Source organism: Microbacterium hydrocarbonoxydans (assembly GCF_011752045.1).
GTDB lineage: Bacteria > Actinomycetota > Actinomycetes > Actinomycetales > Microbacteriaceae > Microbacterium.
The window spans coordinates 309133-322363 of record NZ_JAAKXW010000002.1; the positions used below are offsets into that span (position 1 = coordinate 309133).

Here is a 13231-nt window from a genome sequence, read left to right on the forward strand (position 1 = left end):
ATGCCGGCCGGCCCCGGATCCGGGGGTCGGCGACGACGGTTCGAACCTACGATGAGAGCATGACGCAGGCGCCAGCGGAATCGCCCGGACTCGCCGACCGCCGCGTGCTCGTCATCGAGGACGACACGACGGTGAGCGAGGTGGTCCGCACGTACCTGCGGGCAGCCGGATACCTGGTCGACAGCGCCGAGGACGCCTTCTCCGGACTGGCCGCCGCGGCGGCCAGCGCGCCGGACCTCATCGTGCTGGATCGGATGCTGCCCGGCATCGACGGCGCCGAGGTCTGCCGTCGCATCCGGGCGGAGTCGGCCGTGCCGATCATCATGCTGACCGCCCTCGGCTCGGAGGACGACCGCATCGACGGGCTGGAGGCCGGTGCAGACGACTATGTCGTGAAGCCGTTCTCCCCGCGCGAGCTCGTGCTCCGCGTGAACTCGGTGCTCCGCCGCAGCCTGCCCGAGTTCGCCAGAGAGGCCCCGTTCGCACTGGGGCCGTTCCGGCTCGACCCGTCAGCGCGGCTGGTCAGCCGTGACGGCATCCCGCTCGAGCTCTCCGTGCGCGAGTTCGACCTGTTCGCGTTCCTCCTCAAGCATCCGCAGCAGACGTTCGACCGGCCGACGCTGCTGCGCAGCGTGTGGGGCTGGGAGTTCGGCGACCTGTCGACCGTCACGGTGACCATGCGGCGTCTGCGCGAGAAGATCGAGGACGATCCCGGCCACCCCACGGTGCTCGTCACGGTCTGGGGCGTCGGGTACCGCCTCGAGCTCGGAGACGGCTGATGCCTCTCGCGGACGTCGTCGCCATCGCCGGCATCGCCCTGGCCTGCGCGCTTCTCGTCGGCCTCGCCGGGGTGGTCGCCCTGTGGCTCCTGCGCCGGCGCTCGCTCCTGCTGCAGCTGTGCGTGGTGATCCTCGCGGTCGTGGTCTCCCTGGCAGCCGGCGTGCTCGCCGTGGCCGAGGCGATGTACATCTCCCCGCACGACTTCCTCGTGGTCGTGGTCGTGACCGCGATCTCAGCCGTCGTCGCGCTGCTCGTGGCGGCCCTGCTCGCGGCGCAGCTGCTGCGCGGCGTCCGCTCCCTACAGCAGCTGACGCACTCCGTCGGAGACGGCGAGAGGCTGGAGGGCACCGGCGGCCTCCAGGTGAACGCGGACTTCGCCCGCGTCGCCGACGAGCTCGTCGCCACCAGCGAGCGCCTCGCCGCAGCGCGGGAGGAGGTGCAGCTGCTCGACCGGTCACGGCGCGAGCTGGTGGCGTGGATCTCCCATGATCTGCGCAGCCCGCTCGCCGGCCTCCGCGCCATGACCGAGGCACTCGACGACGGACTCGCCGAGGATCCCGCCCGCTTCCACCGGCAGATGCGCCTGCAGGTCGACCACATGACCGAGCTCGTGGAGAGCCTCTTCCAGCTGTCGAAGATCACGTCCGGGACCCTCGTGCTGCGCCCGGAGACGCTGTCGCTGCACGACCTGGTCAGCGATGCGGCCGCAGAGCTGTCTCCGATCGCCGAGGCGAAGGACGTCACTCTGATCGAGCTCACCAGCCCCGACCACACGGTCGTCGGGGATGTTCGCGAACTCGCCCGCGTCGTGGTCAACCTGCTCGCGAACGCGATCGAGCACACCCCGCAGGGCGGGACGATCCGGATCAGCACGGCTCGCGAGGACGAGGAGATGGTGCTGTCCGTGCAGGACTCCGGCGCCGGCATCCCGCACGCGGACCTCGCTCGCGTCTTCGAACCGGGATGGCGCGGCACCCATGCCCGCACCCCCGGCACGGGCGTGCTCGGGACCAGCGGAGCCGGCCTCGGTCTCGCGATCGCCCGGGGCATCGTCGAAGCGCACGCCGGCGCGATCAGCGCGCACGACACCGGCCGGGGAGCACGATTCGACATCCGGCTGCCGATCGCGGGGTGACGCGGGAAAGGCCTGGTCACGCGCATCCTCGAGGCCTAGAATCGTGCCACGGCATCATTCCGCTGGGGACGCGGATGCCGTGAGGGGAAACGAGGCTGCCATGCGCGGACTTGCGCATACGCTCGTGCTCACCGGGGCGGCACGAGCAGAGGACGTCTCCGCGGCGCTGGCCGCGGTCGGCGAGGGGAACGAGCTGGGGCCGCACCTGGTGCGCAAGGGCGCCGTCACCGACGCCCAGCTCGCCGAGGCCGTCGCGCTCACGACCGGGCACAGGTACGTGGATCTGACCACCTACCCGCTCGATCCCGACGTGATCGCACTGGTGCCGGGCAACCTCTGCCGCCGGTACCGGATGCTGCCGCTGCGGGTGTTCCGCGACGAGCTCACCGTCGCGATGACCGACCCGAACGACATCATCGCCCTCGACGACGTCGCGACGCTCACCGACAGGCGGGTGACGCCGGTGGTCGCCGCGGCGGACGCTCTGGCCCAGGCGTTCGAGCGGTATCTGCGCTCCGACGGCGAGCTCACCGACCTGTCCGAGCAGATCGACGAGTCGTCGACCGGCTCCGAGGTCACGTTCACCGAGCACCTCGAGGACCAGGATGCCGACGCCCCCGTGGTGCGGTTCGTGAACCTGCTCATCACCCAGGCCATCAACGACAGGGCCAGCGACATCCACATCGAGCCGGGCGAGCATCACCTCACCGTGCGGTTCCGCATCGACGGCGTGCTGCACGAGATGCAGAGCGCCGCGCGCACCATCCAGGACGGGGTGATCTCGCGGCTGAAGATCATGTCCTCCATCGACATCGCCGAGCGCCGCATCCCGCAGGACGGCCGCATCTCGGTGCTGCACGAGGGGCGCTCGGTCGACCTCCGCGTGGCGACGCTGCCGACCGTGTGGGGCGAGAAGATCGTGATGCGCATCCTCGACAACACCGGCCAGGTGATGACGATGGAGGACCTGCGCTTCTCGACCGTGAACCGCGACCGCTTCCACCGCGCCATCACCCGCCCGCACGGGATGGTGCTGGTCACAGGGCCGACCGGCTCCGGCAAGTCGACGACCCTCTACACGGCGCTGCGCACGGTCGCGAACCCGCAGATCAACGTCATCACCGTCGAGGACCCGGTGGAGTACCGCATCCACGGCATCAACCAGGTGCAGGTCAACCCGCGTGCCGGCCTCACGTTCGCGACGGCGCTGCGCTCGATCCTGCGCTCCGACCCCGACGTGGTGCTCGTGGGCGAGATCCGCGACCGGGAGACGGCCGCGATCTCGATCGAGGCGGCGCTCACCGGCCACCTCGTGCTGTCGACCCTGCACACGAACGACGCACCGAGCGCCCTGACCCGGCTCACCGAGATCGGCACCGAGCCCTTCCTCGTCGCCACCGCGCTCAGCGCCGTGGTGGCCCAGCGCCTGGCCAGGCGCCTGTGCACGAAGTGCCGGCAGCCGTTCGACGGCGACCGCGAGGTGCTCAGGCACATCGGGATGCCGGAGGGACTGATCGAGGATGCCGAGGTGTTCCGCGCCGTCGGCTGCGCGAGCTGCTCGAGCACGGGGTACCGCGGCCGGGTCGCCCTGCACGAGGTGATGACGGTGACCGACGAGATCGAGCAGCGGCTCGTCGCGCGGGCGACGGGGGCCGAGCTGCTCGACCTCGCCCTCGAGCAGGGCATGGTGCCGCTGCGCGAGGACGGCTGGGCGAAGGTCGCCGACGGCATCACCACGGTCGAAGAGGTGCTGCGCGTCTCGGTGTGACGCGGGTCACTGCTTGGCGAGGTCTCCGTAGAGGGTGAAGATCGGCAGGTACAGCGAGATCACCATGCCGCCGATGACGACGCCGAGGCCGACGATGAGCACCGGCTCGATGAGCGAGGAGAGCTGCTCGGTGGCGGTCTCCACCTCGTCCTCGTAGAAGTCGGCGATGCTGCCGAGCATCTGCGCGAGCGTGCCGGACTCCTCGCCGACGGCGACCATCTGCGACACCATCGGCGGGAACACCGCGGCCTTCGCCAGCGGCACCGCGAAGGAGCGTCCGCCGCGGATCGACTCCTGGATGTCGCGCACGGTCTCCTCGATCTTCCAGTTGTTCGAGGCCTGGCCGACGATCGACAGCGCCTGGATGATCGGCACGCCGGCGTCCAGCATCATCGAGAGGTTCCGGCTGAACCGCGCCACGGCCATCTTGGTGATCAGCGGGCCGAAGATGGGCAGCCGCAGCTTGATCGGGTCGACGGCCTTCCGGTAGCCGTCGGTGTACCGGTTGCGCACCCACAGCACCCAGAGGACGACCATGAGCACGAGGAGCACGGGAAGGATCCACACCATGTTGTGCGAGATGGTGACGAGGATCTGCGTGGGCAGCGGCAGCTCCCCGCCGAGGCCTTTGAACATGTTCTCGAACACGGGGACGATGAAGGTCACCATCACCAGCACGCCGATGATCGCGATGACGAGCACGACCGCCGGGTAGGTGGTCGCCGAGCGGATCCTCCCGTGCAGCTCGGCCTGCTTCTGGTAGTTCTCGGCGATCGAGTTCAGCGCGGCCCCGAGGAAGCCGCCGGACTCGCCGACGCGGACGATCGAGACCATCAGCGGCGGGAAGATCAGCGGGTGCCGCGCCAGCGCCGCCGACAGCGAGGATCCGCTCTCCACGTCGACGGACACGGTGGTGAGCACGGTGCGCAGCTTCTTGTCGGTGGTCTGCTCGGTGAGCACGCTCAGCGTGCGCATCAGCGGCAGGCCCGCGTTGATGAGAGCCGCCATCTGCCTGGCGAAGATCGCGAGGGTCTTCGCGGAGACCCCGCGGCTCAGGCTCGGCATCGAGATCTCGCGCCGCAGTCCCGTCTTCTCGACGACGCCGACGTGCGTGGGCATGAGCCCCTGCGCGCGGAGCTTCGCCGTGACGGCGGCCTCGCTCGTGGCATCCATCGTCCCCTTGACGCTCTGGCTGGTGGCGGGGTTGACCGCCTGGTACTGCCACTCCTGCATGGTCGCCATCAGGATCCCCACTCCTTCAGCTGCTGGTCGACGGCGAAGTGCGACCAGGACTCGGCGTCCAGGTCGGCCGGCCGCACGTGCACCCCGTCGAGGGATGCCGGATCGGTGGCGAACGTCCGTGCGACGTGCGCGGCGATGACGCCCTCGCCGACGAGGCGCCGCAGGTCCTGGTCGAGGGTGTGCATGCCGTCGCTCGCCCCGGCCTGCATCGCCGTGTAGAGCTGGGCGACCTGGCCCTCGCGGATGAGGTTCGCGACCGCCGGGGTGTTGATGAGCACCTCCGTGGCGATGGTGCGGCCGTTCGTCTGCGCGCGCGGGAGCAGCGTCTGGCTGATCACTCCCTGCAGGGTGTCGCCCAGCTGCGCCCTGATCTGGTGCTGCTGGTCGGACGGGAACACGTCGACGATGCGGTTCACGGCCTTGGCGGCACCCTGCGTGTGCAGTGTGGAGAGCACGAGGTGCCCGGTCTCCGCGGCGGACAGGGCGGTGGAGATCGACTCCGGGTCGCGGAGCTCTCCGACGAGGATGACGTCCGGGTCCTGCCGGAGCACCCGGCGCAGCGCCTCGGCGAAGGAGTTGGTGTCGCTGCCCACCTCGCGCTGGTGGATGAGCGCACGGCGGCTGGTGTGGTGGAACTCGATCGGGTCCTCGATGGTGACGATGTGCACGGGCCGGGTGCTGTTGATGATGTCGACCATGGCGGTGAGGGTGGTCGACTTGCCGGATCCGGTCGGCCCGGTGAGCAGCACGAGACCCCGCGCACGCAGGGCGAGGTCGTGCGCGATCGCCGGGGCTCCCAGCTGCTCCAGCGTGAACACCCGGTCGGGGATGAACCGCAGCGCCATCGCGATCGCGCCGAGCTGGCGGAACACGTTGACCCGGAAGCGTCCGATGCCCTCGGCGGCGTGCGCGAGGTCGACCTCGTGATGGCGTTCGAACTCGGCCCGCTGTCCGGTGTTCATGAGTCCGAAGGCCGCGTCCCGCACCCACGTGTCGCCGAGCGCGTCGGGGTGGCCGGGGATGCCGACGAGGTCGCCGTCGACGCGCATCAGCGGCGGCGCCTCGGCGGTGATGTGGACGTCGGATGCTCCGGCGCGGGCGCCGATGCGGAGCAGCTCGGTGAGGGTCGCGGGCATCTCACTCTCCCCCGTCGGTCTGGATGAATGCGAGGGCGGTGACCTGCACGTCGAACGCGCCGGGGCTGCCGGTGACGACCGCCTTGTCGACCGCGATGGCCCGCGGCCCCTCCCGCAGAGCGTCGATGAACGCGAAGGCGCTGCCGATGTCGAGAGCGGTCACGGCGATGCTCAGCTCCACCTGGCTCCGGGACGACGCGACCGGCGCGGCGACGGCATCCCCCTGCCCGCCGGCGGCATCGGCGACGCCCTGCGCGGCGTCGATCGGCGCGCTCGGGTCGGGCACGGAGCCGTCGGCGGCGGGCGTCTCCGCGGCGGGCGGCGTGGCGGCGGGCGCGGGCACGGGGTCGTCTCCGGTCCCGGTGCGCACGGCATAGGGGACGAGGTCGCCGCGGGTGACGGACACGACCTGCACTCCGGCCGACTCCTCCGCCCGTGCGATCCTCTCGAACACCTCGTTGAGCTGCTCGGCGGCGGGGATCCGCGCACGCAGGCCGGCGACGGACTCCTCGATCTCGCCGATGCGCTCCGCCTGCTGCTCCAGCGCCGCTATCTGCGCCTCGTAGTCGGCGTTCGTGGAGGCGACGAGCTGACGCTGGGCGTAGGCGCCGAGCACTCCGGCCGTGAGCGGGATCACGCCGACCATGACGGCGACGGCGAGCACAGCGACGGTGAGGAGGACGCCGAGGAGGGTGATCAGCTGCTTGGACATCACTCGCCCCCTTCCTCGGCGGCGAACCGGGCCGTGTAGATGCTCTGGTCGAAGGTGACGTCGATCGTGTAGGTGAAGCGTCCCTCCTGGATCGAGCTCTCCGTGATCGCGTTCGCGTCGCTGAGCATGATCGCGTCGACCTGCCGCAGCGCGGCGGAGATGGTGGCGATCTCGATCGTGTTCGGGCTGTCCAGCGTGATGGTCCCCGCGAGTCCGACCGCACCCGCCGCCTCGTCGTCGGACTGCACGAGCGTCGACGGGGCGCCGGGGATGAGGTCGAATCCGACGAGGGAGACGTCGGCGGGGAGCACGGACTCCACCTTTCGGCGGACGTCCTGCCAGGTGAGGTCGGATCCCATGGCCTCTGCGAGGTATCCGGTGAGCTCGCTCTCCGCGGCGAGCGCGCCGCTCACGTCGGAGAGCGAGCCGATCTCCGCGATCAGCGTGTTCGTCCGTGCCTGCTCGGCGGCCAGCTGCTGCTGGGCGACCTGGTTCCAGACCCAGGTGGCCCCGATCATCAGGAGCGAGACGATGACGGCGGCGATGACGATCCAGGTCCAGCCCCTGCCGAGACGCTCCCGCTCGCGGCGGGCGACCTCGGAGGGCGGGAGGAGGTTGACGCGGGGCATCGCGGTGGATGCGACCGCTGCTGCGCGGGCCATCAGCTGTCCCTCCCGATCGCCAGGCCGGCGGTGCCGACGAGGTTCAGGGCGAGCTCACCCGTCGGCGGGGCATCCCGCACCGCCACCGCATCCGCCAGTGCGAGCAGGCGGACCGGGTACTCGCCTCGCTCCTCGAGTCCGCTCTGCACCCCCTCGACCATCGCTCCGGCTCCGGTCAGCAGCACCTGCGACACGGGCGTGGCCCCGGGGCGCTCCAGGTAGAAGGCGATCGTGCCGCGGAGGCGGGCGATGAGGTCGGCCACCGGTTTGTTGCCGACGTCGCCGCGGAGGGCGCCACGGGGGATGATCCCGGCGGTGCCTGAGAGGTCGTCGGCGACGTCGCCTGACAGGTACTCGTCGGAGGCGACGACGTTGCGCCGGCGGACGGCCGCCGTGTCCAGGTCGGCGGGAAGGATGCGGACGAAGACGGGGATGCCGTCGCGCATGATGACGACCTGGGTCGTGTGGTCTCCGACGCTGACGATCGCGGCGGTGCCCTCGGGCGCCGCGGTGCGCGCGGCCCGCGCGAGCCCGAACGCCGTGAGGTCGACGCCGGTCACCCGGATCCTGCTCCGCGTGAAGGCGGCGATCATCTGCTCGACGGTGTCGGCGACGGCCGCGACCAGCAGCCCGTGCAGCCGGTCCCCGCTCTGCGATGTCGGGTAGTAGTCGAGCACGGCCTGGTTCACCGGCACGGGCAGCAGGTCCTGCACCTGGAACGGCAGCGCCTTGCGCAGCACGTCAGGCGGCATGGCCGTGGTGATGTACTCGCGCACGAGCACGCGGCGGCTCGCGATGCCGAGCGTCGCGGTCTTCGCCTTGATGTGCGCGCCCTGCCAGAGCTGCCGGATCGCCGCCGCGACGGCGCCCTCGTCGACCACCTCGGAATCCTTCGCCGCGTCCGGCGGCAGCGGCGCCTCGCCGTACGCGATCACCTTCGGACTCCGTCCCGTGGTCACCTCCACCGCCCGCACGCTCTCCTCGGTGATCTCCACACCGACGTGACTGGCTCCCATCTCACACCCCTCTTGCTGTTCAGTTGGCCCTGTTCAGCCGATCAGCTGTACAGGCTCAGGTACCACGTGCTCAGCGGCGCCCCCGCCACGAGCCCGACCCACGCCCCCGCGAGGATCCAGGGCCCGAACGGGATCGCCGTCTTGCGTTTCGCGCGCCCCAGCGCGATCAGCACGACGCCGAAGACGCCGCCGAGCAGGAAGGCCGAGAAGGCGCCGACGAGGAGTTCGCCCCAGCCGAACCACCCGAGCACCGTCCCGGCGAGGCCGGCGAGTTTCACGTCGCCGCCCCCCATCCCCCGCGGGCTGATCGCCCGCACGAGGAAGTAGAAGAGGAAGAGCGATGCTCCTCCGATGAGCGCCCGCAGCAGCGGCATCCACAGCTCGATGCCCGCCGCCGGCGTTCCTGCGCCCGAAGGGCCCGCCATCGCGCTCGCCTCCGGAACCGGCTGCGGCATCAGCACGGTCGCGATCGTCGTGAGGAGGATCAGCGCGACCACCGTCGCCCAGCCGGGCAGCACGATCGCGTTCGGCAGCCTCTTCGTGTCGAGATCTATGAGCGTGAGCACGACCGTCAGCGCCGCGAACACCTCGAGGGTGAGGAGGACGCCCCAGTACTCCGGGGTCCCGAACCACTGCGGCCCGTCGACAGGGCGCGCGTCGAACGGCCGGCTCACCGTCACCCCGAGCGCCACCGCGGCGAACAGCACGCCGGTGCCGATCTCGACGAGGAGGTCGCGCACCGGGATCCGGTCCCAGCACACGGCGCACCGGCCGCCCAGCGCGAGCCAGGAGACCACGGGGATGTTCTGATACCAGCGGATGCGGGAGCGGCAGTTCGCGCAGCGACTCTCCCGCAGCAGCGAGATCCTCCGCGGCAGCCGGTAGGCGACGACGTTCAGGAAGGAGCCGATCGCGAGCCCGAAGAGCCCGGCGAAGACGGTGACGAAGATCGTGAGCGAGGTCTGCATCATCGCTCCGTCTGGTAGGTCCGGTCGAGAAGCTTGTAGACCTTCACGGTCTCCACGACGACGTCGTCACCGCTGCCGCGGACCTTGCAGCCGAGCTTCTCGAACGCATCGGGCCAGCTCATCAGCGCGCAGGTGTAGGAGGCGCCGTTGCCGAAGGAGAGATTGCCGGAGTCGTTCGAGTACAGCTGACCGGTGAAGCTCGCGTGGATGTTGCCGGTGAGACCGCACGGAGAGTAGACCATGATCTTCACGTCGGTGACGTCGCGTCCGGCGTCGAGGTCGAACGTGTCCTTCGTGTTCCCGTTGCCGCAGCTCGGCGCCGTCTCGTCGCTGACGAGCGCGCGGCTGGCATCGGCGTGCAGGAACACGAGCTGCTTGCCGCCGGTCAGGCTGGTGTCGATGTGGAGGTTCATCCTCTTGCCTGCCGGAGCGAGGAAGACGACGTCCTTGGTCACGGCCACCGTCGACGGACCGCTGATGACGATGTCCGTGTCGACGGAGGAACAGCTCTGGTAGTCGAGCGCGATCGGATCGGTGGAGCCGTTCGAGATCATGCTGACGATGTCGGCCGAGCTCAGCGAGCAGGCGGACACCGGCGTCACGCCCCACCCGGACGCGCCGTCGAGGTCGATCCAGGACGTGACCGACTTGATGAAGTCGAGGGTCGGGTTGAACTCCGGTGCGGCGGCGCCCGGGGTCCGGGTGCCGGTGGCCGTCCACTTGCTGCCGACATCGATCGCGCCGGTGGCGGAGAGGATGCCGTACGCCAGCCCGTTCGTCGAGCCGGTGTCCGTCAGATCGATGTCTCCGCCCGCGAGGATGTCGCCGTTGGGCGCGGGGGGCGCCGGAGCCGGCGTGGCACCGAGCTTCGTGCCGTTGGAGGTGAACGTGACGTCGCCGCCGGCACGGATCTCGCCGGTGACCTCGATGCGCTGAGAGGAGGCGTCGACGTTGTCCCGCACCCAGATGCTGCCGTTGACGGTGCACTCCCGGCTGAGGGTGACGCTGCCGTGCGTGACGTAGAGATCGCCGTTGATCGTGCCCTCGTTCACGCACGTGTAGCTGCCCGACCGGACGACGAGGTCACCGGTGTAGTTCGACACGGTCGAGGTCACGTTCCCGGCGAAGTACGCGAGCACGCCGCCCGCCTGCTGCTCGTCCTTGTAGTCCCAGGGGTAGACCGCGTCGATCTCGGCGCGTCCGCCCGCGGCATCCGTGCCGACCGCGTTGATGACGACGTGCCCCGGTTCACCGGTGGGACAGGTCGACGACAGACCGGCGTCGAGATGCGAGGTGGGCGCGGTGTCGCTCGGCGTCCAGTAGATCGTGAATGTGTACGTGGGATTCGTCCCGCTGCCCGTGAGCGTCCCGGCGCTGCAGGTGAACGTCCTGCCGTTCGACGAGATGGCCGCGCCGAGCTGCGCGACCGCCGCGTCTCGACCCGACTCGGCGGCGATGAACGCCTGTGTGCTGCTGCGGTTGCCGACGTTCGCCTGGATCGTGAACACCACGCTCCCCGCGATGGTGACGGCGACGAGGAAGCCGAGCAGCATCACCACGACGACGGCGACGAGCACCGCCCCCGTGTCATCACCGCTGCGTGCCCGGGCCTTGTCGAGGAAGCTGTTGATCACCAGCACGGTGCACCTGTCTCGCTGAGATTGTTGCGTGCCGAGACCTCGCCATCGAACGTGACGGGAGAGGCCTCGGTCTCGATCTGGAACGCGTAGGTGATGACCTTTCCGCTCTTGGTGAAGTAGGAGGCGGCGACCGGATCGACACTCTCCCGGATGCTCGGCCCCGACCAGGTCGTGGCACTCGCCCCGGTCGCGAGATACGCCGCGTCTCCCCGAGCGGGATTCAGCGCGTCGACGGGTTCGATCTTGAACGCCTGGCAGGTCAGGGCGCCGCCGAGCGTCGTCCGCACCAGGAGCTGCGTCTGTGCACCGTTGAGCTGGATGGCGTCCGCGTTGCGGACCGCCTTCTCGATGCTCGAGGCGTATACCTGACCCTCGTTCGTGGCGACGGTCGTGGAGTTCACGTCCTGCTGAGTCGTCCACGAGTTCACCAGGATCATCACGACCACGCTGCTGAGAATCCCGACCACCACGACCACGACGATCAGCTCGATGAGGGAGAGGCCGACGTCGTCGGCGACGGCGTGATCGGCGGCCGCGCTGCTCATGAGACGTACACCTTCGCCTCCACCACGGCCAGCACCACGCCGCCCTGCACGGCCTCGAGGGTGACCGGCACCGCCGATTTGGCCGTGCACGAGTACGTGAACCCGCTCGGCACGCGCACGAGGAATTCCTTCTGCGTGCCGCCGTAGAAGGTCTGCGTCGTCGTGATCGCGTCGAGAGCCGCGCACGTGTGAGCGTCTCTCGCCTCTTCGATGAGCGAGTTCAGCTCGCGCGTCGCCGTGGCGGTCGCCGACTGACGGGAGGATTGGGCGATGCCGTTCCAGAGCGCGGGAAGCAGCGCCACAGCGATGATCGCAAGCAGGAACATCGCGATGACGACCTCGACGAGACCGAAGCCCTCGTCGTCGTGCGCACGTGGCAGCATGCCGGCCTCCAGACGGATGCTGAGGCGGAGGCCCGCGCGCCGGTCAGGCCGGGCGGGCCTCCGCTCGTCACTCAGCGATGAGGATCAAGGAGCCGTGCAGGCGGTGCCAGCAGCATTTGCGCCCGGACCGGCATAGACGGCCGCAGGCCATCCCGTACCACCCGCCGCCTTCACACAGATCTTGTCGATCGTCGGCAAGGCGGCGTTCTCCAGGGATGTGACGATCGGTGAATCACCGGCCGAAGCCGCCGCAGTCTGTGCGGTCGCGAGTGTCGCACCCGGCTGTGTGATTTCCGCCGCAGCAGCCGTGGCGCCATTCGCCGCAGCTGCCTTGAGCGCATTGGTCTGCGCCTGGGTCTGGATGTTCGCGAACAATGGGATCGCGATCGCCACCAGGATCCCCAGGATCACGACGACGATGATGAGTTCGATGAGCGAGAAGCCGGCTTCGCCGTTCTCCTCCCGCTCGGCCTTCTTCGCCTCGATGAGGCGGTGGATAGTGCGCATGGCAAACCCCTCTTAGGGACGACGGAATGGGTTGCTCTGTACCGGCGCGCCCCAGCAGCGCCAATCATTCCGAATGTCCCGGTCCCCAGAGTCGGCGTCGCGGTCGTCCCAGTATTCCGCGGCTCCTTGAGCACATAGTGGACCTGCGTCCGCCCCTGCGCAATAGGCAGTTTCAGGATCTTCACAGACGACGGCATCCGAAGTCCGGAGAACGACATCCGAGGATCAGAAAACGACGTCCGGACGACATGCGAATCGCCCGCGGCGCCGACGCCGCGGGCGAAATGGAGCGATCCTCTTACGGTGCTGCGATCCCGCAGGTTTCCGATGCTGCGCCGATCTGGGCGCCATAGGCGGCGAAGAGGTGGTCGACGCCCGAGCCGTCGGCCATCCAGTCGCCGGACGCCCGGTTCTCACCGAGGGTGTGGTGCCCGAAGAGCAGCGTCGAGGTGTCGACGCCCTGCTCCTCCAGCGCAGGAATCAGGCACGCTGCTGCCTCCGGCTCGAACATCGTGATGATGTCGGCGAGCGGAATCCATTGCTGCGAGTTGGCGGCGTTCTCGTTCGCCTTGTCGGAGCGGTTCGGAATGAAGCACTCGTGGGCGAAAGCGGTCGCACCGCTTCCGAGCACCAGCACCGCGGTCAGACCCGAGACGACACCCGCCTGGGTGAGGAACTTCTTGACAGTGGTCATGTCATGCCCTTCGTTCAGGATCGGGTCGGACGGCCCGGTCTAC

Annotated in this window: 14 protein-coding genes; 3 read left to right on the forward strand and 11 right to left on the reverse strand. The window is 69.5% G+C overall.

Features of this window, described 5'->3' with window-relative positions:
- Nucleotides 1-59 precede the first annotated feature (59 nt).
- The 3 genes from G6G98_RS09745 (at nucleotide 60) to G6G98_RS09755 (ending at nucleotide 3683) form a co-directional block, all read left to right on the forward strand.
- Nucleotides 60-779: a response regulator transcription factor gene (locus G6G98_RS09745; protein WP_067347653.1), complete on the forward strand. Its 720-nt coding sequence runs from the start codon at nucleotides 60-62 to the stop codon at nucleotides 777-779.
- Nucleotides 779-1915, forward strand: coding sequence for a sensor histidine kinase (locus tag G6G98_RS09750; protein ID WP_067347656.1), 1137 nt, complete (start codon nucleotides 779-781; stop codon nucleotides 1913-1915). The genes G6G98_RS09745 and G6G98_RS09750 overlap by 1 nt, the downstream gene beginning before the upstream one ends.
- A 100-nt stretch (nucleotides 1916-2015) precedes the next feature.
- Nucleotides 2016-3683, forward strand: a complete 1668-nt coding sequence (locus G6G98_RS09755) for a GspE/PulE family protein (RefSeq protein ID WP_067347659.1) — start codon at nucleotides 2016-2018, stop codon at nucleotides 3681-3683.
- A gap of 6 nt (nucleotides 3684-3689) precedes the next feature.
- On the opposite strand, the gene G6G98_RS09760 is transcribed toward G6G98_RS09755, so the two are convergent.
- The 11 genes from G6G98_RS09760 to G6G98_RS09810 all read right to left on the reverse strand — a co-directional run bounded on the left by G6G98_RS09760 (nucleotide 3690) and on the right by G6G98_RS09810 (nucleotide 13188).
- Complete coding sequence (locus G6G98_RS09760) at nucleotides 3690-4925, reverse strand: type II secretion system F family protein (RefSeq protein ID WP_067347661.1); 1236 nt, start codon at nucleotides 4923-4925, stop codon at nucleotides 3690-3692.
- Nucleotides 4925-6061, reverse strand: a complete 1137-nt coding sequence (locus G6G98_RS09765; RefSeq protein ID WP_084788121.1) for a type IV pilus twitching motility protein PilT — start codon at nucleotides 6059-6061, stop codon at nucleotides 4925-4927. The genes G6G98_RS09760 and G6G98_RS09765 overlap by 1 nt, the downstream gene beginning before the upstream one ends.
- 1 nt (nucleotide 6062) lies before the next feature.
- Nucleotides 6063-6773 (reverse strand): hypothetical protein, encoded by a 711-nt coding sequence (locus G6G98_RS09770; RefSeq protein WP_067347664.1) that lies wholly within the window; start codon nucleotides 6771-6773, stop codon nucleotides 6063-6065.
- On the reverse strand, nucleotides 6773-7435 hold the full coding sequence (locus G6G98_RS09775) for a hypothetical protein (protein ID WP_067347667.1): 663 nt from the start codon (nucleotides 7433-7435) through the stop codon (nucleotides 6773-6775). Before G6G98_RS09775 ends, G6G98_RS09770 begins: the two co-directional genes overlap by 1 nt.
- A complete protein-coding gene (pilM, locus tag G6G98_RS09780; protein ID WP_084788122.1) occupies nucleotides 7435-8451 on the reverse strand; it encodes a type IV pilus biogenesis protein PilM in 1017 nt (338 codons plus the stop codon). Before pilM ends, G6G98_RS09775 begins: the two co-directional genes overlap by 1 nt.
- Nucleotides 8452-8492: 41 nt before the next feature.
- Nucleotides 8493-9422: a prepilin peptidase gene (locus G6G98_RS09785; RefSeq protein WP_164234668.1), complete on the reverse strand. Its 930-nt coding sequence runs from the start codon at nucleotides 9420-9422 to the stop codon at nucleotides 8493-8495.
- Nucleotides 9419-11059 carry a hypothetical protein gene (locus tag G6G98_RS09790; RefSeq protein WP_067347674.1) on the reverse strand — a complete coding sequence of 547 codons (1641 nt, stop codon included), beginning with the start codon at nucleotides 11057-11059 and terminating at the stop codon, nucleotides 9419-9421. Before G6G98_RS09790 ends, G6G98_RS09785 begins: the two co-directional genes overlap by 4 nt.
- Complete coding sequence (locus G6G98_RS09795; protein ID WP_067347677.1) at nucleotides 11050-11604, reverse strand: prepilin-type N-terminal cleavage/methylation domain-containing protein; 555 nt, start codon at nucleotides 11602-11604, stop codon at nucleotides 11050-11052. The genes G6G98_RS09790 and G6G98_RS09795 overlap by 10 nt, the downstream gene beginning before the upstream one ends.
- Nucleotides 11601-11987 carry a type IV pilus modification PilV family protein gene (locus tag G6G98_RS09800; protein ID WP_067347680.1) on the reverse strand — a complete coding sequence of 129 codons (387 nt, stop codon included), beginning with the start codon at nucleotides 11985-11987 and terminating at the stop codon, nucleotides 11601-11603. Before G6G98_RS09800 ends, G6G98_RS09795 begins: the two co-directional genes overlap by 4 nt.
- An 84-nt stretch (nucleotides 11988-12071) precedes the next feature.
- Nucleotides 12072-12494, reverse strand: coding sequence for a type IV pilin protein (locus G6G98_RS09805; protein ID WP_067347682.1), 423 nt, complete (start codon nucleotides 12492-12494; stop codon nucleotides 12072-12074).
- 298 nt (nucleotides 12495-12792) lie between these two features.
- Entirely contained in the window at nucleotides 12793-13188 is a 396-nt protein-coding gene (locus G6G98_RS09810; protein WP_067347685.1) for a hypothetical protein, read from the reverse strand.
- Between the last annotated feature and the right edge of the window lie 43 nt (nucleotides 13189-13231).